At 70.9% G+C, this 26,621-nt stretch carries 26 protein-coding genes and 1 pseudogene; 18 read left to right on the forward strand and 9 right to left on the reverse strand.

Going from position 1 to position 26,621, the window contains the following annotated elements; translation table 11 throughout:
• The first annotated feature begins 59 nt into the window (after positions 1 to 59).
• The 5 genes from SALPAC3_RS0106720 to SALPAC3_RS0106740 all read left to right on the forward strand — a co-directional run bounded on the left by SALPAC3_RS0106720 (position 60) and on the right by SALPAC3_RS0106740 (position 4,941).
• Entirely contained in the window at positions 60 to 980 is a 921-nt protein-coding gene (locus SALPAC3_RS0106720; protein ID WP_018220491.1) for a DNA-3-methyladenine glycosylase family protein, read from the forward strand.
• Positions 981 to 1,131: 151 nt separating this feature from the next.
• Complete coding sequence (locus SALPAC3_RS0106725) at positions 1,132 to 1,614, forward strand: GNAT family N-acetyltransferase (RefSeq protein WP_026185300.1); 483 nt, start codon at positions 1,132 to 1,134, stop codon at positions 1,612 to 1,614.
• Between the two features lie 116 nt (positions 1,615 to 1,730).
• Positions 1,731 to 2,840 carry an ATP-dependent DNA ligase gene (locus tag SALPAC3_RS0106730; protein ID WP_018220493.1) on the forward strand — a complete coding sequence of 370 codons (1,110 nt, stop codon included), beginning with the start codon at positions 1,731 to 1,733 and terminating at the stop codon, positions 2,838 to 2,840.
• A 31-nt stretch (positions 2,841 to 2,871) separates the two neighbouring features.
• The gene (locus tag SALPAC3_RS0106735; RefSeq protein ID WP_018220494.1) at positions 2,872 to 4,443 is read left to right on the forward strand and encodes an alpha/beta hydrolase; all 1,572 of its coding nucleotides are present in this window, start codon (positions 2,872 to 2,874) and stop codon (positions 4,441 to 4,443) included.
• A gap of 45 nt (positions 4,444 to 4,488) precedes the next feature.
• Positions 4,489 to 4,941 carry a GNAT family N-acetyltransferase gene (locus tag SALPAC3_RS0106740; RefSeq protein ID WP_018220495.1) on the forward strand — a complete coding sequence of 151 codons (453 nt, stop codon included), beginning with the start codon at positions 4,489 to 4,491 and terminating at the stop codon, positions 4,939 to 4,941.
• A gap of 4 nt (positions 4,942 to 4,945) precedes the next feature.
• On the opposite strand, the gene ligD is transcribed toward SALPAC3_RS0106740, so the two are convergent.
• Positions 4,946 to 5,971, reverse strand: a complete 1,026-nt coding sequence (gene ligD / locus SALPAC3_RS0106745; RefSeq protein ID WP_018220496.1) for a non-homologous end-joining DNA ligase — start codon at positions 5,969 to 5,971, stop codon at positions 4,946 to 4,948.
• A gap of 47 nt (positions 5,972 to 6,018) precedes the next feature.
• Between ligD and msrB the strand changes: the two genes are divergently transcribed.
• The 5 genes from msrB to SALPAC3_RS0106770 all read left to right on the forward strand — a co-directional run bounded on the left by msrB (position 6,019) and on the right by SALPAC3_RS0106770 (position 8,990).
• A complete protein-coding gene (msrB, locus tag SALPAC3_RS0106750; protein ID WP_018220497.1) occupies positions 6,019 to 6,429 on the forward strand; it encodes a peptide-methionine (R)-S-oxide reductase MsrB in 411 nt (136 codons plus the stop codon).
• Positions 6,430 to 6,596: 167 nt separating this feature from the next.
• Positions 6,597 to 6,857 carry a hypothetical protein gene (locus tag SALPAC3_RS0106755; protein WP_018220498.1) on the forward strand — a complete coding sequence of 87 codons (261 nt, stop codon included), beginning with the start codon at positions 6,597 to 6,599 and terminating at the stop codon, positions 6,855 to 6,857.
• A 142-nt stretch (positions 6,858 to 6,999) separates the two neighbouring features.
• Positions 7,000 to 7,581 (forward strand): TlpA family protein disulfide reductase, encoded by a 582-nt coding sequence (locus SALPAC3_RS0106760; protein WP_018220499.1) that lies wholly within the window; start codon positions 7,000 to 7,002, stop codon positions 7,579 to 7,581.
• Between the two features lies 1 nt (position 7,582).
• Positions 7,583 to 8,554: a cytochrome c biogenesis CcdA family protein gene (locus tag SALPAC3_RS0106765; protein ID WP_018220500.1), complete on the forward strand. Its 972-nt coding sequence runs from the start codon at positions 7,583 to 7,585 to the stop codon at positions 8,552 to 8,554.
• Positions 8,538 to 8,990 carry a GNAT family N-acetyltransferase gene (locus tag SALPAC3_RS0106770; RefSeq protein WP_018220501.1) on the forward strand — a complete coding sequence of 151 codons (453 nt, stop codon included), beginning with the start codon at positions 8,538 to 8,540 and terminating at the stop codon, positions 8,988 to 8,990. Before SALPAC3_RS0106765 ends, SALPAC3_RS0106770 begins: the two co-directional genes overlap by 17 nt.
• Before the next feature lie 14 nt (positions 8,991 to 9,004).
• Here the strand turns inward: SALPAC3_RS0106770 and SALPAC3_RS0106775 are convergent, their stop codons facing one another.
• Complete coding sequence (locus tag SALPAC3_RS0106775; protein ID WP_018220502.1) at positions 9,005 to 9,910, reverse strand: LysR family transcriptional regulator; 906 nt, start codon at positions 9,908 to 9,910, stop codon at positions 9,005 to 9,007.
• 148 nt (positions 9,911 to 10,058) lie between these two features.
• Between SALPAC3_RS0106775 and SALPAC3_RS0106780 the strand changes: the two genes are divergently transcribed.
• Positions 10,059 to 10,406 carry a YybH family protein gene (locus SALPAC3_RS0106780; RefSeq protein ID WP_018220503.1) on the forward strand — a complete coding sequence of 116 codons (348 nt, stop codon included), beginning with the start codon at positions 10,059 to 10,061 and terminating at the stop codon, positions 10,404 to 10,406.
• A gap of 108 nt (positions 10,407 to 10,514) precedes the next feature.
• Here SALPAC3_RS0106780 and hemQ read toward each other — a convergent pair whose 3' ends face one another.
• Genes hemQ through hemE form a run of 3 tightly spaced genes read right to left on the reverse strand, consistent with a single transcriptional unit; the run spans position 10,515 to position 13,725 of the window.
• Positions 10,515 to 11,216 (reverse strand): hydrogen peroxide-dependent heme synthase, encoded by a 702-nt coding sequence (hemQ, locus tag SALPAC3_RS0106785; RefSeq protein WP_018220504.1) that lies wholly within the window; start codon positions 11,214 to 11,216, stop codon positions 10,515 to 10,517.
• Positions 11,213 to 12,622 (reverse strand): protoporphyrinogen oxidase, encoded by a 1,410-nt coding sequence (hemG, locus tag SALPAC3_RS0106790; RefSeq protein ID WP_018220505.1) that lies wholly within the window; start codon positions 12,620 to 12,622, stop codon positions 11,213 to 11,215. The genes hemQ and hemG overlap by 4 nt, the downstream gene beginning before the upstream one ends.
• 5 nt (positions 12,623 to 12,627) lie before the next feature.
• Complete coding sequence (gene hemE, locus SALPAC3_RS0106795) at positions 12,628 to 13,725, reverse strand: uroporphyrinogen decarboxylase (protein ID WP_018220506.1); 1,098 nt, start codon at positions 13,723 to 13,725, stop codon at positions 12,628 to 12,630.
• A 161-nt stretch (positions 13,726 to 13,886) separates the two neighbouring features.
• On the opposite strand from hemE, the gene SALPAC3_RS0106800 reads away from it, so the two are divergent.
• Positions 13,887 to 14,486 carry a DUF3000 domain-containing protein gene (locus SALPAC3_RS0106800; RefSeq protein WP_018220507.1) on the forward strand — a complete coding sequence of 200 codons (600 nt, stop codon included), beginning with the start codon at positions 13,887 to 13,889 and terminating at the stop codon, positions 14,484 to 14,486.
• 44 nt (positions 14,487 to 14,530) lie between these two features.
• On the opposite strand, the gene SALPAC3_RS0106805 is transcribed toward SALPAC3_RS0106800, so the two are convergent.
• Positions 14,531 to 15,076 carry a hypothetical protein gene (locus tag SALPAC3_RS0106805; RefSeq protein WP_018220508.1) on the reverse strand — a complete coding sequence of 182 codons (546 nt, stop codon included), beginning with the start codon at positions 15,074 to 15,076 and terminating at the stop codon, positions 14,531 to 14,533.
• Positions 15,077 to 15,185: 109 nt separating this feature from the next.
• Between SALPAC3_RS0106805 and SALPAC3_RS0106810 the strand changes: the two genes are divergently transcribed.
• Positions 15,186 to 15,476 carry a hypothetical protein gene (locus tag SALPAC3_RS0106810; protein ID WP_018220509.1) on the forward strand — a complete coding sequence of 97 codons (291 nt, stop codon included), beginning with the start codon at positions 15,186 to 15,188 and terminating at the stop codon, positions 15,474 to 15,476.
• Between the two features lie 20 nt (positions 15,477 to 15,496).
• On the opposite strand, the gene SALPAC3_RS25440 is transcribed toward SALPAC3_RS0106810, so the two are convergent.
• Complete coding sequence (locus SALPAC3_RS25440; protein ID WP_018220510.1) at positions 15,497 to 16,255, reverse strand: S1C family serine protease; 759 nt, start codon at positions 16,253 to 16,255, stop codon at positions 15,497 to 15,499.
• Positions 16,256 to 16,877: 622 nt separating this feature from the next.
• On the opposite strand from SALPAC3_RS25440, the gene SALPAC3_RS0106820 reads away from it, so the two are divergent.
• The 4 genes from SALPAC3_RS0106820 to SALPAC3_RS0106835 all read left to right on the forward strand — a co-directional run bounded on the left by SALPAC3_RS0106820 (position 16,878) and on the right by SALPAC3_RS0106835 (position 22,828).
• Entirely contained in the window at positions 16,878 to 18,233 is a 1,356-nt protein-coding gene (locus SALPAC3_RS0106820) for an HRDC domain-containing protein (protein WP_018220511.1), read from the forward strand.
• A 104-nt stretch (positions 18,234 to 18,337) separates the two neighbouring features.
• On the forward strand, positions 18,338 to 19,534 hold the full coding sequence (locus tag SALPAC3_RS0106825) for a thiolase family protein (protein ID WP_026185301.1): 1,197 nt from the start codon (positions 18,338 to 18,340) through the stop codon (positions 19,532 to 19,534).
• A gap of 55 nt (positions 19,535 to 19,589) precedes the next feature.
• Positions 19,590 to 21,656, forward strand: a complete 2,067-nt coding sequence (locus SALPAC3_RS0106830; RefSeq protein WP_018220513.1) for a 3-hydroxyacyl-CoA dehydrogenase NAD-binding domain-containing protein — start codon at positions 19,590 to 19,592, stop codon at positions 21,654 to 21,656.
• 365 nt (positions 21,657 to 22,021) lie between these two features.
• Complete coding sequence (locus SALPAC3_RS0106835) at positions 22,022 to 22,828, forward strand: hypothetical protein (protein ID WP_018220514.1); 807 nt, start codon at positions 22,022 to 22,024, stop codon at positions 22,826 to 22,828.
• A gap of 272 nt (positions 22,829 to 23,100) precedes the next feature.
• Here SALPAC3_RS0106835 and SALPAC3_RS0106840 read toward each other — a convergent pair whose 3' ends face one another.
• The gene (locus SALPAC3_RS0106840; RefSeq protein WP_018220515.1) at positions 23,101 to 24,381 is read right to left on the reverse strand and encodes an MFS transporter; all 1,281 of its coding nucleotides are present in this window, start codon (positions 24,379 to 24,381) and stop codon (positions 23,101 to 23,103) included.
• On the reverse strand, positions 24,378 to 25,385 hold the full coding sequence (locus SALPAC3_RS0106845; RefSeq protein WP_018220516.1) for a PLP-dependent cysteine synthase family protein: 1,008 nt from the start codon (positions 25,383 to 25,385) through the stop codon (positions 24,378 to 24,380). Before SALPAC3_RS0106845 ends, SALPAC3_RS0106840 begins: the two co-directional genes overlap by 4 nt.
• A gap of 625 nt (positions 25,386 to 26,010) precedes the next feature.
• On the opposite strand from SALPAC3_RS0106845, the pseudogene SALPAC3_RS28620 reads away from it, so the two are divergent.
• Positions 26,011 to 26,501, forward strand: a pseudogene (locus SALPAC3_RS28620) (transposase); the annotation flags it as partial.
• Positions 26,502 to 26,621 lie beyond the last annotated feature (120 nt).

Consider the following 26,621-nt stretch of genomic DNA (forward strand, 5'->3'; position numbering starts at 1 on the left):
GACCACAGTCGGCGTACCCGCCGACAGCAGGTCGCGGTGCCTGGTGACAGCATGTCGGGATGCCCGGGACCGAACCCACCGCCCGCCGGTTGCTGCACCCGCCGGCCGGGTACCGGCTGGCCGCGTCGGTCCGGCCCCTCACCTTCAGCCCGTACGACCCCTGCGCGCGGATCGTCGCCGGGACGCTCTGGTGGGCCACCCGGACCCCGGACGGACCCGCCACCCTCGCCCTACGCCCCGACGCCGGCCACCTGGTCGCCGAGGGGTACGGCCCCGGCGCCGACTGGGTGGTGCACCAGGCCGACGCCCTCGCCGGCCTCCGGGACAACCTGACCGGCTTCGCCGAGCTCGCCGCCGCGCACCCGGTGGTGGCCGACCTGGCCGCCCGGCACCGGGGGCTGCGGCTGCCGACCAGCGGCCAGGTCTTTCCCCGGGTGTTCCGGGCCATCCTCGAACAGCGCGTGACCGGCAAGGAGGCGTACCGGGCGTACGCCGCCACCGTCCGCCACTTCCGGGCGGTGGCCCCCGGGCCGATGCAGCCGCTGCTGTTGCCGCCGGAGCCGGCGGCGGTGGCGGCCACCCCGTACTGGGCCTTCCACCCCCTCGGGATCGAACAGCGCCGCGCCGACACGCTGCGCCGGGCCGCCGCGGTGGCCGACCGGCTGGAGCGGTGCGCCGACTCGGCCGAGGCCACCCGCCGGCTCACCGCCGTCCCGGGGATCGGCCCGTGGACCGCGGCCGAGGTGGTCCGGGTCGCGTACGGCGATCCGGACGCGGTGAGCGTCGGCGACTACCACATACCGAACATGGTGGCCTGGGCCCTCGCCGGCGAGGCACGCGGCGACGACACCCGGATGCTGGCCCTACTCGAACCGTTCCGGGGCCATCGGGGTCGGGTCTGCGCCCTGCTGGCGGCGGCGGGCATCACGGCGCCGAAGTTCGGCCCGCGGGCACCGCTGCGCTCGTTCGCGCGCTTCTAGCCATCTCGCTGACGTACGGCGGCGGGCCCGAGCCGGCACGACACCACCATTCGCGACATCCAGTAGTAACGATATTTACCAGCTCCGGTAGCTGACTGTCGTCAAGGGACTCGGGCACCATGGGGTCGTGGCGCTGTGGTTGGCTGGGCCGGTGACCGCCCGCCCGCTGATCGCTCCCGCGACCCCGGCCGACGCCGGGGAGATCCTCACCGTCCAACTCGCCGCGTACCTGGCCGAGGCGCAGCGCTACGCGGACCCGTTCCTGCCGCCACTCACCGAGACCCTGGACGAGATTCGGGCCGTGCTCGCCGGCCCGCAGACGGTGCTCACCGCCCGACTGGGCCACCGACTCGTCGGATCGGTCCGGGTCCGCGTCGACGGCGTCATCGCCTCCATCGGCCGGTTGACGGTCGCCCCCGACCAACAGGGTCGGGGCATCGGTGGCCGTCTGTTGCGCGCGGTCGAGACGGTGGCGGGCGCACGGGTGTGCCGGTTCACCCTGTTCACCGGGGCGGAGAGCGTGCGGAGTCAGCGGCTCTACCAGCGCTCCGGCTACCGGTTGGTGGGCCACGACAAGGACCCCAACGGCGTGCCGCTGGTGCTGCTGGAGAAGACGGTGCCGTCCCGCTGCTGACCCCGGCGGCCCCGCACCCATCCGGGTGCAGCGGGCTGCTCGCCGGCCAGGAGGGGGGCGGCTGTGGCTGGTGTTCCGCCCCACGGCTGTCGGTGCCGTCTGGTTGACTGGTCGCTGTGAAGCTGCCGATCAGCCCGCCGGTCGAGCCGATGCTCGCCAAGAGCGTCCCGCGGATCCCGACCGCGACCGGGATGACTTACGAGCCGAAGTGGGACGGCTTCCGGTGCATCGTGTTCCGGGACGGCGGGGAGGTCGAGCTGGCCAGCCGGGGCGGCAAGCTGATGACCCGCTACTTCCCCGAGGTGGTCGAGCAGGCCCGCCGGCAGTTGCCCGAGCGCTGCGTGGTCGACGGCGAGTTGATCATAATCCAGCGCGACCGGCCGGACGGGCAGCCCCGGCTCAACTTCGAGCTGCTGGCCCAGCGCATCCACCCGGCCGCCTCCCGGGTGAACCTGCTCGCCGAGACCACCCCCGCGGATTTCGTGGCCTTCGACCTGCTCGCCCTCGGCGACGAGTCCCTCCTGGCCCAGCCGTACCCACAGCGGCGGTCCGGGCTGGAGGCGGCGTTGGGCGGTGTCGCGCCACCGATGCACGTCACCCAGATCACCACCGACCCGGCCACCGCGCGCCGCTGGTTCGACCGGTTCGAGGGGGCGGGGCTGGACGGCCTGATCGCCAAGCCCGCCGACCTGCCGTACGAGCCGGGCAAGCGCCTGATGTTCAAGGTCAAGCACAAGCGCACGGTCGATGTCGTGGTGGCGGGTTTCCGCTGGCACAAGTCCGGCCCGGTGGTCGGCTCACTCCTGCTCGGGCTCTACGACGACGCCGGCGTCCTGCATCATGTGGGGGTGAGCGCGTCGTTCCCGATGGCCCGCCGGCAGGCGCTGGTGGGCGAGTTGGAGCCATACCGGGGCGCCGGCGCCGACCATCCCTGGGTGCACGGCGACCACCAACGCGGTCAGCGCATCCCGGGCGGGGTCAGCCGGTGGACCGGCACGAAGAACCTGGAGTGGGAGCCACTGCGACCGGAGCTGGTGGTCGAGGTGAGCTACGACGCGATGGAGGGCGACCGGTTTCGGCACACCGCCCAGTTCGTCCGGTGGCGCCCGGACCGCAAACCCCGTTCCTGCCGTTACGACCAGCTCGACCGTCCGGTCCGCTTCGACGTGGATCAGGTGCTCCGGGGCGACCCGGAGCGCAGCGGCCCCACGTCCGGGCCGGCGTAGCCGGCTACCCCGACCCCGAAAGGTCCACCCCGTGATCCGCACCCCCGCCCGCCGGTTCGTCCCGGCTGTGCTCCTGGTGGCCAGCACGCTTCTCGCCGCCGGCTGCACCCTGCCGGCGTTCGCGCCGCGCACCGAGGCCCAGCCCTCGGAGCAGTCCGGCACCACGCCGACCTGGCAGGCCTGTCCGGAGGTGGCCGAGGAGTTGGTGGGGCCTGTTCCCCCGAGCATGAGCTATGAGTGCACCCGGATCAAGGTCCCCCGAAACTGGGCCGACGGCGCCGCCGCCACCGCCGGCCCGGGTGCCGGGGAGACCTTCGAGATCGCGCTACTGCGGATCCGTTCCACGCACCAACGGGACCGGATCGGCTCGCTGCTGATCAACCCCGGTGGACCGGGTGGCTCCGGCATTGACACCGCTGTCTACCTCTCCCACCCCGGATGGAGGGGTCATCTACCTGTCCCGATCATCGAGCACTTCGACATCATCGGCTTCGACCCGCGTGGGGTGGGCCGTTCCAGCCCGGTGGAGTGCGTCTCGGACGCCAGCCTCGACGCCAGCTTCGGCTACGACCCGGACCCGGTGAGCCAGCAGTCCTTCGACGGTCTCGTCGAGCTGAACCAGCGGATCGGGCGCGAGTGCGGCGACCGCTACGGCGACCAGCTCGCGCTGTACGGCACGGAGCAGGCGGCCCACGACATCGACGCGATCCGGGCTGCCGTCGGCGACGAGAAGTTGACCTATCTCGGCTACTCGTACGGCACCCTGCTCGGCGCCGTCTACGCCCAACTCCACCCGGAGCGGGTGCGGGCGCTGGTGCTGGACGGGGCCGTTGACCCTCGGCTGGACCAGGTGGCCAGCTCGGAGAGCCAGGCCAAGGGCTTCGAGCGGGCCTTCGACAACTTCTCCCTGTGGTGCTCCACCAACTCCGACCGCTGCCCGATCGCCCCCAGCGCGCGGGAGGCGGTCACCTCGGCGATCGACAAGGCGCGGGTCTCCCCGGTCCGGGGCGACGATGGGCGGGAGGCGACTCCGGGGTGGATCTTCTACGCGGTGGTCTCCTCGCTCTACACCGAGGCCGGCTGGGAGCAGCTGGCCCAGGCGATCGACGAGTTGGCGGGCGGGGACGCGACCGGGGTGTTCCGCCTCGCCGACGCGTACGCGGGTCGGGAGCCCGACGGCACCTACTCGAACCTGTTCGACGCGAACCTCGCGGTGAACTGCGCCGACGAGGCGGAGCGGCCGAGCCGGGAGCAGATCCGGGAGCTCCAGTCGCAGTGGCGTGAGCAGTACCCGCTGTTCGGCCCGGCGCTCGCGGTCGGCCTGCTCGCCTGCACCGAGTGGCCCGGCGGCCGGGACCCGTACCCGACCGGGGCCGCGGACGGGGCGCCACCGATCCTGGTGGTGGGCACCACGGGGGATCCGGCGACCCCCTACGAGCAGACCCCGGCGCTGGCCGAGATGCTGGGCGTGGGTCGGGTGCTCACCTGGGAGGGCGAGGGGCACACCGCCTATCCGCAGACGGACTGTATCAACGCGGCGGTTGACGCGTACCTGGTTGACCTTGCCGTGCCGGCTGAGGGGAAAAGCTGCCCGCCACAGTGACCTCGGTCGTGGCCGGGGCGCCCGCCGTTGTGTCATCCTCCCCGGATGAGCGACGTGATCTTCCGAGAGGCGGTCCGGGTCGACCTGCCCGCCGTGCTCGACCTGCTCACCGACGACCGGCTGGGGCGCACCCGGGAGGTGGGGCAGGTTGACGCCCGCTACGAGCGGGCGTTCGCGGCAATCATGGCCGACCCCCGCAACCAGCTCGTCGTCGCCGAGGCCGGCGGCGAGGTGCTGGGCTGCATGCAGCTCACCTACATTCCTGGGCTCAGCCGGCACGGCGCCGAGCGACAGTTGATCGAGTCGGTCCGGGTCCGCTCCGACCAACGCGGACGGGGGCTGGGCCGGCAGCTGATGGCCTGGGCGATCGACCAGGCGCGGGCGCGTGGGTGTGCGCTGGTCCAGCTGACGACCGACAAGTCCCGGCAGGAGGCGCACCGCTTCTATCTGGGTCTCGGTTTCGTCGCCAGCCACGAGGGCATGAAGCTGCCGCTGTGACGGCTCAGCGGGGGCGGTCGCGGTCCTTGGACGGCTGCACCCGCTTCGGCTCGCCGGGCATCTTGGGGTGTTCCGGCGGGTAGGGCAGGTCGCCCTGCCCGTTCGCGGCGTCCCGCTCGACCCACTCCAGCAGCGGCGTGAGGTCCCACGGGGCGTCGTCGATGCCGGCGTGCGGGTCACCGCGCTCGGCCAGCCGCGCCGGCACGCTGCGCAGGTCGAAGTCGTCCGGCTCGGCGTCGGCCAACTCGTCCCAGGCCAGCGGCGCGGAGGCGGTGGCGCGGGCGTTGGCCCGCAGCGAGTACGCGCACGCGATCGTCCGGTCCCGGGCCATCTGGTTGTAGTCGACGAAGACCCGGGCGCCACGCTCCTCCTTCCACCACGCGGTGGTGACCAGCTCGGGGCGGCGCCGTTCCAGCTCCCGGGCCAGGGCGATGGTCGCCCGGCGGACCTCGACGAAGGTCCAGCGCGGCTGGATCCGCAGATAGACGTGGACGCCCCGACCGCCGGAGGTCTTCGGCCAACCGGGGACACCCAGCTCGGCCAGGATCCCGCGGAGCTCGGCCGCCGCTTCCGCCGCGTCGGCGAAGTCGGTGCCGGGCTGCGGGTCGAGGTCGATCCGCAGCTCGTCGGGGTGGTCCGGGTCGCCGGCACGCACCGGCCACGGGTGAAAGACCACGGTGCCCATCTGGGCTGCCCACGCCACGTGAGCCAGATCAGCCGGGCAGAGCTCGGCCGCCTTCCGGCCGCTGGGGAAGCTGATCTGCGCGGTGCGAACCCAGGGTGGCACCCCGCGCGCCGGCACCCGCTTCTGGAAGAAGGCCTCCCCTTCGATCCCGTCGGGGAAGCGTTGCAGGGTGGTCGGCCGCTCGCCGAGCGCCCGCATGATGCCCGGACCGACGGCGAGGTAGTAGTGGAAGACGTCGGCCTTGGTGTAGCCCCGTTGTGGGAAAACCACCCGCTCGGGGCTGCTCAGCCGGACCCGCCGCCCGGCGACCTCGATCTCTTCGGCTGCGGCCCTCGTGCCACCCATTGCGCGACCATATGCGATGACTCCGACCTTCGACGTACTGTTGGCGGGTGAGTCTCGACGACAACGAACTGCCCCGCACCGAGGACGAGTGGCGGGTCCGGCTCAGCCCCGAGGAGTTCCGGGTGCTGCGGGAGCACGGCACCGAGGCCCCGGGGAGCGGTGAGTACGTGAGCACCAGGACCCCGGGGGTCTACCACTGCCGCGCCTGCGACCAGGAGTTGTTCGCCAGCGATACGAAGTTCGACTCCCACTGCGGCTGGCCGAGCTTCGACGACGCCATTCCCGGACGGGTTCGAGAGGTCGAGGACCGGAGTATGGGCATGGTCCGGACGGAGATCCGCTGTGCCCGCTGCGACAGCCACCTGGGGCACGTCTTCACCGGTGAGGGCTTCACCCCGAAGGACACCCGGCACTGTGTGAACTCAGTGTCCCTCCGGCTGAAGCCCCACGAGTCCTGACGGCGCCGGCCAACCGGAGCAGGGCGCACCGCGGCCGTCGGGGCGAAGCCACCCGGCTGGCCGCGCACCCGGATGTCGATCGGCCCTCCCGGTTTACCGATTCCGGTTGCCGGCGCCGATTCGATGTTTAACGCTTATCTCCGGAATCCATACTCTGGGGGAATAGCATGGCGACCTGTGAGGTTTGCGAGAATGATTACTGGTTGAGCTTTGAGGTGCGTACGATCAGCGGTGACGTGCACACCTTTGACAGCTTCGAGTGCGCCGCGCACAAGCTGGCTCCGATCTGCGAACAATGCCAGGTCAAGATCGTAGGCCACGGCGTCGAGGTCTCCGGCCGCTTCTTCTGCTGCGCGAACTGTGCCCGGCGCAAGGAGGGAACCGAGGGCGCCCAGGTCCGCGACTCGGTCGGAGCCCGACCATCCTGAGCGAACGGGGACAGCAGGGCAGGGGGCCGGCTGATCACTCCAGGTAGCGGTTTCCAGGCGGAGACAGCCGGGTGGCGTTTGGGACGCCGACGTTAGCGAGCGGTAAGAAGACCCGGTGCTGCACCCGGGCTAACATCCGGACATGCCCACCATGACCCGGTCAATCCCGATCGCACTAACCATAGTTCTGGCGCTCTCCGCCTGCGGGAGCTCTGAGGACACCGCCGCGGGTGACGAGCCCACCCCCGCCCCGACGACCGCGTCCAGCAGCGCGCCCGCCAGCACCGGGGCGAGCCCGACCGGCGAGCCGGCAGCGGAGGTGCCGCAGACCCTCGACTTCACCGCCCGCACCATCGACGGTGACACGTTCACGGGGGCCAGTCTCGCCGGCAAGCCCACCGTCTTCTGGTTCTGGGCCGCCTGGTGCCCCACGTGCCGGGGCGAGGCCGACTCGGTGGCGGCCGTGCAGCGGGAGAACGCCGACCGGGTGAACGTGGTCGGGGTGGCCGGGCTCGGCAGCGGTGACGACGCGATGCGCCGATTCGCTCAGGACACGGGCATCGAGGGCTTCCCGCAGCTGGCCGACGACGCGGGCGAGGTGTGGCAGCGGTTCGAGGTGGTCTCGCAGCAGTACTACGTGCTGCTGGACTCCACCGGCAAGGTCGTCCACAAGGGTTCGCTCTCCCAGGCCGACCTACGCGAGCGGGTCGCGGAGCTGACCTGAGATGGTTGACGCCCCCTACGGTCTCGCGCTCGGCGCCGGGCTGCTCGCCGCCGTCAATCCGTGCGGCTTCGCGCTGCTGCCGGCGTACCTGTCGATGCTGGTGCTGGGGGACAGCCCGGCGGACGGTCGCGGGCCGCTCGCGCCGGTGGGTCGGGCGTTGGCCCTGACGGCCGCCATGACCCTCGGCTTCGTCGCCGTCTTCGGTGGGTTCGGGCTCCTCGCCGGCCCCGCCGCCGACGCCCTGGCCAGCCGCCTGCCCTGGGTGTCGGTCGCGATCGGGCTCGCCTTGGTCGCCACCGGCGGCTGGCTCGCCGCGGGCCGGGCGCTACCGACCTTCGCCCCCCGGATCGCCAACGGTCCCGAGGTTCGGCGCAGCTTTGGATCGATGGTTCTCTTCGGTGCGGCCTACGCGATCGCCTCCCTCGGCTGCACCATCGGACCGTTCCTGGCCGTGGTGGTCGCTGGATTCCGGGCGGGTAGCCCGCTCGCCGGGGCCGGGCTCTTCGTCGCGTACGCGGTCGGGATGGGGCTGATGGTCGGCGCCGCCGCGCTCGCGGTCGCGCTGGCCCGGGAGTCTCTGGTCCGGCGCACCCGGCGGGCCGGGCCGCTGCTCGGCCGGGTCGCCGGCCTGCTCCTGGTGCTGACCGGCGGCTACGTCGCCTGGTACGGCTGGTACGAGATCCGACTCTTCGCCGGCGGCGACGTCAACGACCCGGTGATCGACGCGGCCGGTCGGGTGCAGGCCACGATCAGCGGGTGGGTGGACGGTCTGGGCCCGTGGACGATCGGGGCCGCGGTCGCCGCGCTGCTCGCGGTGGCGGTCGCCGGCACGCTGCTTCGCCGGCGGCGCTCCGCCGCCCGGCAGCCGGCGTCGGCATCGGCATCGGCATCGGCATCGGCATCGGCATCGGCATCGGCATCGGCATCGGCATCGGGCAGCGATCTACCATCGCAGGATGCTGCCCACCACTGAGCTCCGGACCGCTTCCTTCGCCGACCTGTCCGCCCGCGCCTTCCATGACCTGCTCCGGCTACGCGTGGACGTGTTCGTGGTGGAGCAGGAGTGCCCGTACCCGGAGCTGGACGGCCGGGACGTGGAGCCGGGCACCCGCCATCTCTGGCTGGAGCAGGCCGGGGCGCCGGTGGCGTACCTGCGGATCTTGGCCGGTCCGGGCGGTCAGCGACAGATCGGCCGGGTGGTGGTGGCGAAGGAGGTACGCGGCGCGGGGTACGCGGGCCAGCTGATGACCGCGGCCCTCGTGGAGGTCGGCGAGAGCCCGTGCACCCTCGAAGCGCAGTCACAGCTGGTCGACTTCTACACCCGACACGGGTTCACGGTCACCGGGCCGGAGTACCTCGAGGACGGCATTCGACACACACCGATGCGCCGGAACGCCCCGGCGGCGTAGCACACCGCGGATCGCTACCGGGCCAGCGCCCGGGATCCCGGCCCGGTAGCGAAGGTGTCGCGGCAGTGTCGGACCAGTCGATCGAGGGCTGGGCTCTGCGTGCCGCTCCAGACCAGGGCCAGCAGGGCTGGCTCGTCGATGTCGACGATCGGCAGCGCGATCAGGCGGCCGTGGTGGTCCCGCGACATGGACTCGGCGAGGACGGCCACGCCCAGCCCGCGGGCGGCGAGGTCGGCGATGGCGTCCGCGGCGCTGGCCTGCACGCTGATGGTCGGTCGGACGCGGTGTTGGGTGCAGGCCCGGTCGAGGACGGTACGGATGCCGGTGCCCTCGGGCATGCACACCAGTGGGTGGTCGGCGAGTTCGGCCACGGTCACGGCCGCTTTCTGGGCGAGGAGATGCCCGGGTGGGACGAGGGCGACGAGTGGCTCGCTGATGATCGTGAGGGAGTTCGACCCGGCCGGCGTGGGATCGGCGGTGCCGATGAGAGCGAGGTCGACAGCACCGGCCTGGACGTCCTGGAGGAGCCGGGCCGAGTGGTGCTCGAGCAGGGTGATCTCCACGCCGGGGTGCGCGTGGTGGAACGCCGCCAGGGCGTCGAAGAACGGGGTGATGGTGCACCCGATGACCATGCCGACGGTGAGCCGACCGCGGATGAGTCCGACCACGTCGCCGACCGCCTGCTTCATCGCGTCAGAACAGGCGAGCGCGGCCCGGGCGTGTTCGAGTGCGGCCCGGCCGGCATCGGTGAGGCTCGCCCTTCGGGTGGAGCGGTCGATGAGGGTGGCGCCGACTTCGCGTTCGAGCTCGCGGATCTGAGCACTCACTCCGGGTTGGCTGATCCGCACCCGCTCGGCGGCACGGGTGAAGCTGGCCTCCTCGGCGACTGCGACGAAGTATTCCAGCTGCCTCAGTTCCATAACGAGAGATTCTAGCTCGCATAAGAACTATCTGTTGGACTTCTGATGTCACCGAAGGCACGCTTGGTTCTGGAGGCAAGCGCCGAACGAAACGCTTCGCTCCGCCGGAAACATCGAGAGGAACACCATGTCGGACCGTACGAAAGCGATGCAGCCCGAGGACCTCACCCGGCTGTTCGTCGAACGCTCCAACGCCGGCGACGCCGCGGGCGTCGCCGCGCTCTACGAACCGGACGCGGTCATGGCCTACCCGCCCGGCCAGCAGACCGTCGGGCGCGCGGCAATCCAGGCCCTGTGGGAGAAGGTGCTCGCCAACCGGCCACAATTCACCCCGGAAGCGCCGCTGCCCACGCTGGTCTGCGGCGACCTCGCCCTCACCTCCACGCCGCCGAGCGACGGCGCGGGCGCTCGGGCGCAGGTCGTCCGCCGCCAACCCGACGGGTCCTGGCTACGGGTGCTCGACCAGCCGGAGTTCACCACGCCCACCTCGGATTGACCCCCCGCACGTCCTACCCACCCGACGGTCAGCCGAGGCCCCCCGGCTGCCAAAGCGGCGCAGCCGGCCGGGCCGCTGCCGTACCGCCGGGTGGGGCGGGCGGCACGCTCAGGGCAGGCTGGCGATGATGTCGGCGATCTCGCGGCGCCGGCCGGTGTAGAACGGGATCTCCTCCCGGACGTGCCGGCGGGCGCGGGACGCCCTCAGGTCCCGCATCAGGTCAACGATGCGGTGCAACTCGTCGGCTTCGAAGGCGAGCAACCACTCGTAGTCACCGAGGGCGAACGACGAGACCGTGTTGGCCCGCACGTCGGGGTAGCCGCGGGCCATCCCGCCATGCTCGGCCAGCAGCTCCCGCCGCTCCGCGTCCGGCAGCAGATACCACTCGTACGAGCGGACGAAGGGGTACACGCAGAGGTAGTCCCGGGCCTGCTCACCGGCGAGGAACGCCGGAACGTGGCTCTTGTTGAACTCCGCCGGCCGGTGCAGCCCGAGCTGGGACCAGACCGGGGTCAACGCCCGCCCCAGCGTGGTACGCCGGAACCGCAGGTACGCGTCCTGGAGCGCGTCACTCGACGAGGAGTGCCACCAGATCATCAGGTCGGCGTCGGCGCGCAGCCCGGCCACGTCGTACGTGCCCCGGATGGTCACGTCCTCGCCGGCCAGTTCGTCGAAGAAGGCGGTCGCCTCGGCGGTGACGTTCTCGCGTAGTGACGGCAGGGCGTGGTTCGCCCGATACACCGACCACATGGTGTACCGGATCGTCGCGTTCAGCTCGTTCAGTCGGGCCGCGTTGGTCTGCTCGGTCATATCCCGGAACCCTTCAGTGCAGTGATGATCTCGTCGGCCGCCGCCGCGCCGGAACGGATACAGACCGGAATCCCGACGCCGTCGTAGCCGGCTCCCGCCAACGCGAGGGTTGGCCGCTGTGCCCGCAGCGTCGCCCGTGCCGACGCCACCCGCTCCAGGTGGCCTGGCGCGTACTGCGGCAGTGACCCACCCCAGCGCTGCACGTGGGTGGCGATGGGGGTGGGCAGCTCGGCACCGAGCACCGCCGACAGTTCCCGGTACACGGTGTCGACGAGCTCCCCGTCGGGGCGCTGCAGCTGCGCCTCGTCCCCGTACCGGCCGATCGAGGCCCGGACCAGGGTCAACCCGTCGGGCCGGCGCAGGTGCCCCCACTTGGTGGTGAAGAAGGTGGACGCCTTCATCAGCAGCCCCTCGCCGACCGGGACCAGGAGGCCGGAGAGCCCGGGCAGCTCCGTCGCCGGCAACGCGAGGGTGACCAGGGCGATGCTGGCGTAGGCCAGGTCACCGACGTTCTCGGCGGCGGCCGGGGCGACATCGGCGAGCAGCCGCCCCGCCGGCCGGGCCGGCACCGCCAGCACCACGGCGTCGGCGTGGACCTGCTCCGCGTCGCCGTTCGGGCCGATGGTCAGGCGCCAGCCCGCGCCCGCCGGGGTCAGCGCCCGGACCGTCGCGTTCCGCCGGATCGTGGCGCCGCTGGTCGACGCGGCGGCCTCGACCAGGGTGCTGAGACCACCGGCCAGGGTGCCGAAGAATGGCGTACCGGGTGACCGCGGCGCCGCCGCCTGCGCCGCGCGGACCGCGCCGACCAGGGTGTGTTCGATCCGGGCGGTTCGGGTCAGCGCGGGCATGGTGGCGGCCAGGGAGAGGTCGTCGGCGCGGCCGGCGTAGACGCCCCCGAGCATCGGCTCCACCAACCGGTCGACGACCTCGTCCCCCAGTCTGGCCCGAACCAGCTCGCCGACCGTGACATCGGCGTCGGGGGCGAGCAACGGCCGACCGGTGTCCACATCGGCCTCCGCGGTCGGGCGGGCCACCGCCGCGACCGCCGCGAGGTCCCCGGGTACGCCGATCAGCGTGCCCCGGGGCAGCGGGTGCAGCTCACCGCCGACCAGGAGCGCCGCCTGCCCGACGGTGGGATGGACGATGTTGTCGGCCAGCCCCACCCGGCGGATCAGGGTCACCGCCGCCGACTCCCCACCGGCGCCGTCGCGCATCAGGAACGCTTCCGCGCCGAACTCCACCGGAGCGCCGGCGAGTTCGCCGGTGCGCAGCTTGCCACCGAGGGAGTCGCTACGCTCGTAAACCGTCACCTCGGTGTCGGTGGGAACGTGGTCCCTCAACTGGACGGCGGCGGCGAGGCCGGCGATGCCACCGCCGACCACCGCGATCCGCCACGGTGTCGCCATGCCACTCAGCTCCTTCCGCTTTCCCGAGCGGTCAACTCGTGGACCAGGGCCACCAGCCGGGTCAGGACGTCGGGGTCGGTCTCCGGTAGCACCCCGTGGCCGAGGTTGAAGATGTGTCCGGGGGCGGCACGCCCCTGCGCCAGCACCCGTCGGACCTCGGCCTCAAGCACCGGCCACGGGGCGAACAGCAGACACGGATCCAGGTTTCCCTGCACCGCCCGCTGCGGGCCGACCCGGCGGGCGGCGACATCCAACGGCGTACGCCAGTCAACGCCGACCACGTCGGCGCCGGCCTCGCCCATCGCGCCTAGCAGCTCCCCGGTGCCCACCCCGAAGTGGATCCGCGGAACGCCGGCGTCGGCGAGGCCGGCGAGGACCGTCTCTGAGTGCGGCAGCACGTACCGGCGGTAGTCGGCCTCGGAGAGGGCGCCGGCCCAGGAGTCGAAGAGCTGCACGGCGGAGACGCCGGCGTCGATCTGCACCTTCAGGAACGCCAGCGCCACCTCGGCGAGCCGGCCGGCCAGGGCGTGCCACAGGTCCGGGTCGCCGTACATCAGGGCCTTGGTCCTCGTGTGGTTACGCGACGGGCCCCCCTCGACGAGGTAGCTGGCGAGGGTGAACGGTGCGCCGGCGAAGCCGATCAGCGGGGTCGCACCCAGCTCTCCGACCAGCATCCGGACCGCTTCGTCCACATAGTGAACGTCTTCGCGGGTGATCGGCCGGATCCGCTCCACATCCGCCGCGGCGGTGACGGGATCGGTCACCACCGGGCCGGTGCCCGGGACGATGTCCAACGCCACCCCGGCGGCGGCGACCGGCACCACGATGTCACTGAAGAGGATCGCCGCGTCAACCCCGTGCCGACGCACCGGCTGGAGAGTGATCTCGGTAATCAGTTCCGGCCGGCGACAGGACTCCAACATCGCCACGTTCGCGCGGATCTTCCGGTACTCCGGCAGTGAGCGGCCCGCCTGCCGCATGAACCAGACCGGAGTGTGCGGGCCGGGCTCGCGCCGGCATGCGCGAACGAAGGGAGAATCGGCCGGATCGCCGGGGCGCGGCCCCTCGTCTCGGGCGGCGGCGCCCGTGGTCTCGGTGCTCATCGTGGCCCATCGTGCCACGCCGCCCGCCCCGTCCCGCCGGCACCGTCACATCGTGTGATCCGCGCCGACAAACGGCATTCGGGTCCGGACGCGGTCGCCAGCCGCCCCGGTTCCCGGCGTGCCGCCGAATCGGCTGGCCCGAAGACCCTTACGCTTCAGTAATGACCCCCCCGACCGCGCACCCGGAGACGTTCGCCCGCGCGGTTGACGGGCTGCGATCGGCCGCCACCCGGTCCGAGATCCAGTTGGAGGAGGTCGGCGCGCCCCAACGGCTGGCCCCCTTCGCCTTCGCCCTCGCCGCGACCGTCCTCCGGGACGACGACGAGGTGGCGAACGGACGACTGATCCTCCTCCACGACCCCGCCGGGCACGAGGCGTGGCAGGGCACGCTCCGACTGGTTACCTACGTCACCGCCGAGCTTGAGGTGGATCTGGCCGCCGATCCGCTCCTGCCAGAGGTGGGCTGGGCCTGGCTGACCGACGCCCTCAGGGTGCGGAACGCCCGACACCGGGCGATCGGGGGGACCGTCACGCAGACCATGTCCACCCGGTTCGGTGATCTGGCTGGGCCACCCGCGGCCGGCGATGTCGAGATCCGGGCGTCCTGGACGCCGGTGGATGACGCGCTCGTGCCGCATCTGCACGCCTGGTGCACCCTGCTCGCCTCGACCGCCGGCCTACCGCCGCCCGGGGTGACGGCGCTCCCTGAGCGCCGCACCGCCGGCACGACCCTGAGCGCCGCACCGCCGGCACGACCCTGAGCGCCGCACCGCCGGCACGACCCTGAGCGCCGGGGCGCGCCCGGTCAGAGATAGTCGTCGGCCTCTGCGCACACCTCTTCCAGGCCCTCGTTGGCCTCCTCGAACGCCTCCGCATCGCCGAACGCCGCCGCGGTGAGCGCGGTGTTGAGCTTGTCCAGGCAGCTGGCGATAACCTCCTTCTGCCGGGCCTGCTCGTCCCGGTCGTTCTGGGTACCGGTGAGATCCTGTTGGGTACGCGCCAGCGTCTCCTGAGCCCGTTGCAGGTCGACCTTGACCTGCTCCAACTCGGCACTGGTCGCCTCGATGGTCGAGTGCTGCTCGCTGATCCGCTCCTCCGCCCGGTTCAGCTCACTGGTGGTATTCAGGAACAGACCGGTCATCACCCCACCAACGAGGAACAGCAGTCCCGCCACCACGGCCAGAATCACCGTCGCCCGAGCCGGCCGGACGCTGCCAGCAGTCGTACCAAACGGCGGACCTGACATCGGCGGACCCGACATCGGCGGCGGACCTGACATCGGCGGACCCGACATCGGCGGCGGGGCCGACATCGGCTGCTCGACCGGGGGGTTGACGGTCGGGAGCGGCATGGTGCTGTCCAAGGGCGCGGCCGACGGGGCTGGCGCGGGGGCAGGATCGCCGGTTGGCTGCCCGGGCACAGCAGGCTGCGACGCAGCTGGAACCGGCTGCCCCGGCACGGTGGGCGCCGAACTCGGCTGCCCCGGCACGGTGGGCGCCGAACTCGGCTGCCCCGGCACGGTGGGCGCCGAACTCGGCTGCCCCGGCACGGTGGGCGCCGAACTCGGCTGCCCCGGCACGGTGGGCGCCGAACTCGGCTGCCCCGGCACGGTGGGCGCCGAACTCGGCTGCCCCGGCACGGTGGGCTGCGACGCAGCTCCAGACGGCTCGATCGGGGGATGGGACATGACTCCTCCTGTGGAGCAGTTCGGGCAGTTCACCCGCGGGTCAGGGCAGAGCGAACTGATATGAAACGAGGCACCGGAACTGGGTTAGCAGATCTCGAAACCGTCGCAGGCGGTGGCGATCGGCACGGCGAGACTGATCCCCTCGGCGTCCCACGCCTTGGCGGTGGCGATCCCGACCACCTGCTGTTCGTCGTTGATGACGGGGCCACCCGAGTTACCCGGGTTGATCGGCGCATCAAACTGAATGAATGGCGGATCACCCCCCTTGGCCTCACGAAACGCGCTCACCACACCGGTGGTGACGCTGTCTTCCAGGCCGAGGGGCGCGCCCACAACGACGATCGGCTGACCGGACTTGACCGCGGACGGGGCGGCGACCAGCCCGGTAAAGGTGCTGGTGGTGCGAAGCTGGGCGAGGTCGTTGGCCTCGTCAACCTCGACGATGGTGGCCGGGTAGCGCTGGTCGGTGCGTTCCAGGAAGACCTGCCGGTCCCCGTCCTCCCAGACCTCTTCGACCACGTGGAAGTTGGTGAAGAGATTGGTGCCGCCATCGGCGGCCGGCTCACCGACGGCGAACGCGCTGCCGGTGTACTGCCCGGCGCGGATCCGAAACACGCTGGGCAACGCGGCAGCGGCGATCGCCTCCGGATCGAACGCAGCACCGATCGCCGACTCCAGTTCCCGCGCCCGCGCCTCCAACCCATCGAGCCGAGCCTGGCTCTCCTGCTGCTCGGCGCCCAGCCGCCGATCGGTGTCGGCGAGTTGGCCGGTGAGCTGATGGATCTGGTAGGCCTGAAGACCGGTCACCGAGAGCAGCGCCGCGACAACCAGCACCACGGCCACCCGCCCGAACAGGACAGGCCGCCGAGACGCCGGGGCGGGAGCCGGCTGGGCACTGGGCCAGCGCCCGGTTGGACCGCCCGGAGGGGGCACGAACGGCGGTGGAACACCCGGCCCAAAAGCCGACGGTTGGGTGGGGCCAGACGCGACCGAGCCGCCGTACGGCGGAGCCGCCGGAGAAGGCGGGACCGCTGAAGGAGCCGGAGAAGGCGGGACCGCTGAAGGAACCGGAGGAGCCGGGGCCGTTTGAGGAACCGGAGGAGCCGGGGTCGTTTGAGGAGCCGGGGCCGCCGGAGGAACCGGGGCCGCGAAGGCCGCGCTGGACGGGCCGGGCTGGAGCGGCGGGGACCAGGTGGGTCCAGGCGTGGACTCGCCTCCCACCTCGGATAATCCCTCACCCGTATTCATGATTGCCATGCCCTCCCCGTGCCGATGCCGTTGCCGCGTGGTGGCAACCGCCGGCCTTGACCGCTAAATGTTCGACCGCTACGAATGTCGCGGTCTACGACCGTATCCGGCACGCGCATCCTTTGTCTGCTCGGTCTGCTCAACCGAAACGGCTGACTCCCGACACGCACTGGACCGGCTGTCCCCGCCCGATCGGGTAGCGCAATAGGGTTGTCGGATGACCGACGAACCACCCCTACCCCGTCGGGCTGCCGCAAACCGCACGGGAGACACACCGTACCCGCCGACGATCCGGTCGGGGGACACGGACGTTGACCCGACCGCTGGTGGCCCAGCTACCACCCGGCGCGACGCCGAGGGCGGCCCCACCCCGCTGACCGCGCCCGGCGAGGGCACCCCTCAGCCGGTGACCACCCCGGCGGAGTTGGCCGAGGTCGTGGCCCGCTTCGCCCAGGGCACCGGGCCGGTGGCGCTGGACGCCGAACGCGCCTCCGGCTACCGGTACAGCCAGCGGGCGTACCTGGTGCAGCTGCGCCGCGCCGGCGCCGGCACCGCCCTGATCGACCCGCTGCCGCTGCCGGAACTGACCAGTCTGGACGAGGCCATCGGCGCGGCCGAGTGGGTGCTCCACGCGGCCAGCCAGGATCTGCCCTGCCTGGCCGAGCTGGGCCTGCGGCCACGGCGGCTCTTCGACACCGAACTGGCCGCCCGGCTCGCCGGCTTCGAGCGGGTCGGGCTCGCCGCGCTGACCGAGAACCTGCTTGGCTTCAGCCTGGAGAAACACCACTCGGCGGCGGACTGGTCGAGCCGGCCGCTGCCGGAGTCCTGGCTGACCTACGCCGCCCTGGACGTGGAGCTGCTGGTCGAGCTCCGGGACGCGCTCGACGCCGAGTTGACTCGGCAGGGCAAGGCCGAGTGGGCGGCCGAGGAGTTCGCCGCGCTGGTCCGCAATGGTGCCCGCGCGCCCCGGGTCCGCGCCGACCCCTGGCGCCGCACCTCGGGCATCCATCGGGTCCGCGGGGCGCGGGCGCAGGCCCGGGTACGGTCCCTGTGGTATGCCCGGGACCAGATCGCGGCGCGCCGCGACGCGGCGCCGGGACGGGTGTTGCCGGACTCGGCGATTGTCGCCGCCGCCGAGCTGGATCCACGGGACGAGAAGACGCTACTGACCCTGCCGGGTTTCGGCGGTCGCTCGGTACGCCGGCTGGCCCGTACCTGGTTGGCGGCGTTGGACGATGCCCGGGAGTTGCCAGCGGAGGCGCTGCCGGTCGCGCCGGCGGTCGAGGGTCCGCCGCCGCCGCACCGGTGGGCCGAGCGGGACCCGGTCGCCGCGGCCCGGCTGAGCCGGTGCCGGGAGGTGGTCGTCGGAACCGCCGGCGCGCACACCCTGCCACCGGAGAACCTGATCGCCCCGGACTCGATTCGCCGCCTCGCCTGGGTCCCGCCCGAGGAGATCACCGAGGGCGCCGTGGCGGAGACCCTACGCGGCCTGGGTGCCCGCGAGTGGCAGATCGCGCTGCTGCAGCCAGACCTGACCCGGGCCCTGGTCGGCCCACCGCCAGCCGACACCTGAGCCATCGATGTGGGGTGGGCCACACAGGGGGTGGTACTCCAGTTGGTTACTGACAAGTAGCATCCGAGAAAACGCCAGTCCGGCTATCCGGCTAGGAGGCTCAAGTGCCCCGTGAAGTTCGGGATGTCGTCTTTGTTGACGGCGTCCGCACCCCGTTCGGCAAAGCGGGGGGCATGTACGCCAACACCCGCGCAGATGACCTGGTGATCCGCTGCATCCGCGAGCTGCTGCGCCGTAACCCGCAGCTGCCGCCGGAGCGGGTCGAGGAGGTCGCCGTCGCCGCCACCACCCAGATCGGCGACCAGGGCCTGACCATCGGCCGCACCGCCGCGCTCCTGGCCGGCCTCCCCAAGACCGTGCCCGGCTTCGCCATCGACCGGATGTGCGCGGGCGCGATGACCGCGGTGACCACGGTCGCCGGCGGCATCGCCATGGGCGCGTACGACGTCGCCATCGCCGGTGGGGTCGAGCACATGGGCCGCCACCCGATGGGCGAGGGAGTCGACCCGAACCCGCGGATCGTCGCGGAGCGACTGGTTGACCAGTCCGCCCTGGTCATGGGGGCTACCGCGGAGAACCTGCACGACCGGGTACCCCACATCACCAAGGAGCGCACCGACGCGTTCGCGCTCGCCTCCCAGCAGAAGACCGCCAAGGCGTACGCCAACGGCAAGCTCCAGGACGACCTGGTGCCGGTGGCGGTCCGGGACCCGGAGGCCGGCTGGGGTCTGGCCACCGTGGACGAGGCGCCGCGGGACACCTCGATGGAGAAGCTCGCCACCCTGAAGACTCCGTTCCGCCCGCACGGCAAGGTCACCGCCGGTAACGCGGCGGGGCTGAACGACGGCGCCACGGCGAGCCTGCTCGTCGCCGAGGAGACCGCACGGGAGCTGGGTCTGCCGGTCGCGATGCGGCTGGTTTCCTACGGGTTCGTCGGCGTCGAGCCCGAGGTGATGGGGATCGGTCCGATCCCGTCGACCGAGAAGGCGCTGCGCATCGCCGGCCTGACCATCGACGACATCGGCCTGTTCGAGCTGAACGAGGCCTTCGCGGTCCAGGTACTCGCCTTCCTCGACCACTTCGGCATCGCCGACGACGACCCGCGGGTCAACCCGTGGGGCGGCGCGATCGCCATCGGCCACCCGCTCGCCTCGTCCGGTGTCCGGCTGATGACCCAGCTCGCCCGGCACTTCGCCGAGCACCCGGAGGTCCGCTACGGCCTCACCGGCATGTGCATCGGCATCGGCATGGGCGGCACCGTGATCTGGGAGAACCCGCACTGGGAGGGTGGAGCCAAGTGAGCGCGAGCAACGGGTCGGGCCAGTGCGTCCCGCAGTCCCGAATGGAGGAGGCACAGTGAGCATCGTGGCACCGAACGAGGTCGTCACCAAGGCCTTGCTGCGCTTGGTGGACGTACCGGGCCTGGACCGCCCCGCCGCCCTGATCACACTGGACAACGGCTTCGACCACAAGAAGCCGAACACCCTCGGGCCTGGTGGCCTGACCAGCCTGGACGAGGCGATCACGGCAGCTCAGGCGGCGAAGCCGGCGTTCGTCGCGGTGACCGGTAAGCCCTACATCTTCTGCGTCGGAGCGGACCTCACCGGCCTGCCATTGCTCACCGACCGGGCGCAGGCGCTGGAGGTCGGGCGGCTGGGCCACCGGGTTTTCGCCCGGCTCAAGGACAGCGACGTTCCGACCTTCGCCTTCGTCAACGGCGCGGCCATGGGCGGCGGCCTGGAGCTGGCCCTGCACTGCCACTACCGGACGCTGTCCGCGGGCGCCGCGGCCCTCGCCCTACCCGAGGTCTCGCTCGGTATCGTCCCCGGCTGGGGCGGCACCCAGCTGCTGCCGAACCTGGTCGGCATCCCGGCGGCGACCCAGGTGATCATCCAGAACCCGCTGATGCAGAACAAGATGCTCAAGCCGAAGCAGGCGGCGGAGATGGGCCTCGCGGACGTCCTGCTGGAGCCGGCGGACTTCCTTGAACGGTCCCTGGAGTGGGCCGCCGGCGTGGTCCGCGGCGAGCACACCGTGACCCGGCCCGAGGTTGACCGGGAGATGTGGGACGGCGTCCTCTTCTTCGCCAAGCAGACCCTGGACGCCCGCCTGCACGGCGCCGTCCCCTCCGCGAACCGGGCCCTCGAACTGCTCGGCATGGCCAAGGAGGCGGACTTCGCCACCGGCACCACCGCCGAGGACGAGGCGCTGGCCGACCTGGTCTTCTCGCCGGAGCTGCGCAGCGGCCTCTACGCGTTCGACCTGGTGCAGCGGCGGGCCAAGCGTCCGGCCGGGGCGCCCGACCGGGACCTGGCCCGGCCGGTGACCAAGGTTGGCATCGTCGGCGCCGGCCTGATGGCCAGCCAGCTCGCGCTCCTTTTCGCCCGCCGTCTCCAGGTACCGGTCGTCCTGACCGACCTGGACCAGGCCCGGGTCGACAAGGGCGTGGCCTACGTGCACGAGCAGATCGAGAAGTCGGTCAGCAAGGGCCGGATGGACAAGGGCACCGCCGCCAAGCTGTACGGCCTGGTGAGCGGGTCGGTCGACAAGTCCGTCTTCGCCGACGCGGACTTCGTCATCGAGGCCGTCTTCGAGGACCTCAACGTCAAGAAGCAGGTCTGGGCCGAGCTGGAGAAGATCGTCAAGCCCGAGGCGGTGCTGGCCACCAACACGTCGTCGCTGTCGGTGACGGCGATGGCCGCGGACCTCGAGCACCCGGAGCGGGTGGTCGGCTTCCACTTCTTCAACCCGGTCGCCGTGCTCCCGCTGCTGGAGATCGTCCGCGGTGAACGGACCGACGACGCCACCCTGGCCACCGCGTTCGCCGTCGGCAAGCAGCTGAAGAAGTCGAGCGTGCTGGTGAAGGACGCCCCCGCGTTCGTGGTCAACCGGCTGCTGACCCGCTTCCTGGGCACGGTGTTCGCCGCGGTGGACGCCGGCACCCCGCTGGAGGTGGCGAACAACGCGCTCGATCCGCTGGGCCTGCCGATGCGCCCACTGGCGTTGCTGCAGCTGGTCGGGCCGGCGGTGGCGCACCACGTCGGTGGCATCCTGCACGCCGCCTTCCCGGACCGCTTCGGTGTCAGCGAGAACCTCAAGCGGATCGCCGAGGCCGGCAAACCGATCGTCGTGAACGACGAGATCAACGCCGAGGTGGCCAACCTGCTGGTGGTCGGCGACCAGCCGCTCACCGCCGAGCAGGTCCGGCAGAACGCACTCGACGCGCTGGCGCAGGAGATCCGGCTGATGCTCGACGAGGGCGTGGTCGCCGAGGCGCAGGACATCGACCTGTGCCTGATCCTGGGCGCCGGCTGGCCGTTCCACCTGGGCGGCGTCACGCCGTACCTGGACCGCACCGGCACCACCGAACGGGTCACCGGCAAGCGGTTCCTGCCGGCCGGGGTCGCCAGCCTCCCGGCCTGACCTGCCCCCTCCCCGTGATCGTGGTGGCCGCCCTCGGGTGGCCACCACGATGCGTTTCTGGCCGGCGGGGGTCGGTCCGGTGGACCGGGGCCCGGACCGGCTAGCATCAGCCGCCAGCACCCTCGCCTGGAGGCGTTGTCATGTCCTCACCGGTCGATCCCTGGTCTAGCCCGCCGGAGCCCGGTGCGCAGCCCAGCTACCCGCCGCCGTCCGCACCGCCGCGCGCAGCCCGGCACGCGCGTCCGGAGCACCCCGAACCGCGACCGGACGGCTGGCGGCCCCCTCCCCCGCTCGACCCCACACCGGCCCCGCGCTCCTGGTCGGCCCCTGCCGCCCCGCCGGCCCCTCCCCACTGGTCGGCCACAATGGATGAGCCGACCCAGGTGCACCGCGCTATCCCGCCGATCCCTCCGGTCGAGCCCGACCTGGCTGACCAGGCTCGGCAACCAGCGGAGACAGGTAGCCCCGCGGCCCCGTCCGATTCGGCGGCGCCGGCGTCCCGCCGACCGGCACGGTTCACCCTGCTGCTCTCGTTTGGCCTGGCCGGCCTACTCCTGCTCACGCTGGGTGGCCTGGCCTACCTCACCCGTTCCGGCGGCGACAACTCGGCGCCGACCCCGGCCGCCGCCCCGCCCGCGGCGGAAGCGTCGCAAGCCGCCGACAGCGCGGAACCAACCCCGTCGACCGAGCCCAGCCCCGAGCCCAGTCCTGAACCACAGATCCGCCTCGTCGCACCGAAGACACTCGACGGTCGGGCCAGGAGCACCGACTCCGAGCTGAAGGCGCTCGCCGACGAGTTGGTGAAGGAGCTGGAGGGCAAGGTCAGCAGCGGGAACAGCACGGTCGGGGCCTTCTACGGCAGCTTCGAGGATGAGAACATCATCATGATCGCTGGCGCCTCTGGCTTCGTCCTCAACCCGGCCCAGGAGTTGGATGCCACCGTCGAGGAGCTCGCGTCGGACCTGAATGTTCGCAAGATGTCCACGGTCTCCACCGACCCCCTCGGCGGCGTCGCGAAATGTGGTGACGGGAGCGCCTCGGACATCCCGCTCGGAGTCTGCGCCTGGGCGGACAAGGGTAGCGTCGGCATGATCGTGATGTACTCCGCGTCGGCCAGCACGGCCCGCGCCAACTTCACCGACATCCGTGCCGAGATCGAGAAACGCTCCTGAGGCCGGGTGTCACCCTCCCTGGACCGTGGGGTGGGGCCGCCTCGACGGTGACGAATGCCACCAACCTCGGCGGCCCCAACGAGCGAGTCGCGAGGCCGATCAGTCGTGCTGGAAACGCTCAGCGACACTGCGCAGTCACATCCCACTGGCGGTCGAGCGTTCGCACTCAGCCGGCTGACCAGGCCGCGTTCCGAACCATCCTGCAGACGGGACGACCCTTACCGTCAGTACCGGTTCGCGGCAATGGACTGCCGCGAACCGGTACCCGGGACTCAGGCGGTGACAGTGGCCGCTTGTTTCGTGGGAATCGCAGGCCCGAGCAAGCCGCGCCTGCCCAACCACAGAATTGCCGTGCCGCAGGCCACGCCGAGTGCCGCGAGCGCTAGCCAGAGCACGATGGGCATCTGTGTGGATCGCGCCCAGTCGACTGCGCCGCCAGCGAGCATGTTACCGATGGCGACAGCGATACCGGAGACGGTGCTGTAGACCCCGTAGTGTGTGGCGATCCGGCCCGCACCGGCCAACGTCACCACCATGTCCATTTCGAATGGGTAAGCCACCATCGTCGCCACGGCGATGATCGCTCCGGCGAGAACGGCCGACGCGACGACGAGCATGGGTGGCCCGGTACTCGCCGCGGCTACAGGTAGGAACGCCGTACCCAGCAGCGCGACTCCCCAGGTGAGTGAGCGGTGTGGTGACCAGCGTCGCCTGCACCAGGCGGTGACGCGGATCTGCGCGAGGACGGCAAGCAGACCTGAGGCCGCGAACATGGCCGCGACGGCAAGCTTCTCCACTGCCGGGCTGGGAGCGTTTGCTTCGATGGTGAGGGGCAGCGTGAGATAGACCTGAAACGACAGCACGTAGGAACCGGCCATCGCCACGGTGAATAGCATGAACGGTCGGTTGCGCAGCACCTGCCGCCAGGAAGACAACATCTCGCTGAGCAACCCAACCCCGCCTGGCTCGCCCCTTCGCCCACCGCGCGCCGGTAGTGCGCGAGCCTGTGCGACGGTCAGGATGGCGAACACGGCGGCCGCGACGAGACATGTCAGGCGGAAATCAGCCGCGGTCAGCACGAGCCCGACCAACGGGCCGACCAGGATGCCGGCCTGGTAGAAGACGTTGAACATGGCGAACGCCTCCACCCGCCGTTCGCCGGCGTCCTCAGCCAGGTAGGCGCGTACCGCTGGGTTGAACAGCGCCCCGGCCAGACCTGTGGCTGCCGCTGCGATGACGAGGACAGCCACGGAATCGACCAGCCCGAGAAGGGCAAAGCCGACAGTACGCAGCGTGCAGCCAGCGACGATCAACGGCTTGTACCCGAACCGGTCGGCGAGGCTCCCGCCGACGGCGAACATGCCCTGCTGGCTGAAGTTGCGTACGCCCAGGACGAGCCCCACGATCCAGCCGGCGAGCAGCAGCTGCGCCGACAGGTAGTTCGCGAGGTACGGCATCAGCATGTAGAAGCCGAGATTGATGCCGAACTGGTTGATCAGGAGCAGGCGTACCGGCCGGCCGAAAGAGCCGAATTGCCCGAGAACAGCCCTCACTGCCGATCACCCTGCCCGAGGTCAACGATCTGGGTGCAGCGGGTCCACCGGTGGACCTCGTGGCTGGTCGGGGCACCGATGCTGTCGGGTTCAGCGGCCGGTTCGATGCCAAGCAGGTCGTGCCGTTGGCAGTAGTCGTCATTGAAAACGGTGTCCCAGTAGCGTTGTGGTCCGTCTGGGAAGACGGCCACGATACGGGTGTCACCAGGCAACGTCCGCGCCAGCCAGGCGGCGACGAGGGCGACGGCGCCAACGCTCCACCCGCCGCTGACATAGCCGTGCGCGGCGAGCTGCCGGCACGCCCACACGGCTTCGGCAGGTGCCACCCAGTGGACCTCGCTGAACCAGCCGTACTGGACGTTGCGGGGATAGATGCTGCTACCCAGCCCCCTCATCAGCCGGTGCCGTGCTGGCTGACCAAAGATCGTTGAGCCGATGGTGTCAACCCCGACAAGCCGTGCGTGTGGAAAGTACCGGCGTATAGGCGCGAACGTGCCGGCGGAGTGGCCACCCGTACCGACGCTGCACACCAGGACATCGATGCGTCCCAGCTGTGCGATGAGCTCCAGACCGAGACCCTCGTAGGCGGGCAACGTGTCCGGGTTGTTGTACTGGTCCGGACACCAAGAACCAGGGGTAGCGGCCAGAATCTCGCCCACGCGCTCCCGCCGGGCCTGCTGCCACCCGCCCTGTAGATGTGGACGGTCGACGACGCTGATCGCAGCCCCCGAGGCGGTCAGTAGCCGTTGCATAATCGGCTCAAGGCCGGGATCGGTCACCAGCGTGAGTGAATGCTGGTACGCGTTGGCTGCCAGCGCGAGTCCCAACCCGAAGGTTCCACTGGTCGATTCGACAATCATGGCTCCCGGGCTGAGGTCACCTCGCTTGCGCGCCTGCGCCACAAGGTGTAGTGCGCTGCGGTCCTTGATACCTCCGGGACTGAACGCCTCAAGCTTCGCCCAGAAACCGTGGGCAGCAGAGGTGAGTGGTCGGCCGACCCACACGATCGGCGTGTTCCCTATCAAATCTGTAGGTGTGTGATGGACACCGGTCGGGTGCCCCAGGATCTGCGCCGGACCGGGAAGCGGGCGTGCAGGGATAGCGGCTTGCATGGTATGTGTGACCTTTCGCGTGAATGACTGGTCAATGACATGGAGATGCCCTTGACCGTCAGTTCCGCGCTACGCACTTCAACAAGAGACGCTGCCGGCCCGCCTCGGCCCGCTGAGGTGCACGGTATTCCGGCACGCGCGTGAGTACTGCCTGATCGCTCGGCAATGGGACGGCTTGCGTGGCCACGAGCTTGACATGCGAACCCGACGTATTCCAGCGCTTTGTGGGCGCGACAGGTCGGCATTGGATCGAGGGGTGATGATGATGCTTCGAATGCTGGTGCACGGCGGCCTGAGCGGCAAGATGCGCTTGGCTCGCACTACTTCGATGATGCCCGGTATAGCCGTGGGCAAGGCAGAGCAATATACACAATGATGCGAAAAGGGCAGCGAATGGTAATGAAAAGGAGGGAAGCCGGGTTAACCGTCCGCTTCGCACCTGTCGGAGGATAGTAGACTTACCGACCCAGAACAAGACGCTAGGTAGTGACATACATGCAGTGAGTAAAATTCGTGGCGGTGGGTGGTGGTCCGCCCGCGGGTACGGCGCCTGGTGTGCCCCACAGACGGCTGCCGGCACGCCTTCCGCGAACAGGTTCGAGGTACTGGAGCGATACCAGCGCCGCACCGCCCGTTCAAACAGGTCGGTCAGAGCCGTGGTCAAGAAGTTGGCGGCCGGGGCCGGTCTCTCTGCTGGCAGATACTGGCGGTGAGCCTGTCCCACAGCCCTGCGCGCCCCTGCAGCCCATCCCGTTGCCCACCGGGCAACGGCCCCGTGCGATGTAGGCAACTGCGCTCTACTCCGGCGGCACCGCTACCCCGCCGTGATGATCGACGCCGAGACACACGAACGTATCGACGTACTACCCGACCGCACCGCCGACACTCCGCAAGCGTGACTGCGCGAGCACCCCCGACACGAGGTCGTGCGCCGAGACGGCTCGCCCCGCCTACGCCAAGGCCATCCGCCACGCCCTGCCCAACGCGGTACAGGCCGCCGATCGCTGGCGCTGCGCTGGGCATGGCCAATGCAGTGATCACCAACGACCGGATCACCGGCCAGGGCAGCAAAACCGCTGCGAAATGCCCGTAAACGGCTATCCAGCGACGTTCGTTGACTGGATCTTC

The organism is Salinispora pacifica DSM 45544 (assembly GCF_000378845.1).
Lineage (GTDB): Bacteria > Actinomycetota > Actinomycetes > Mycobacteriales > Micromonosporaceae > Micromonospora > Micromonospora pacifica.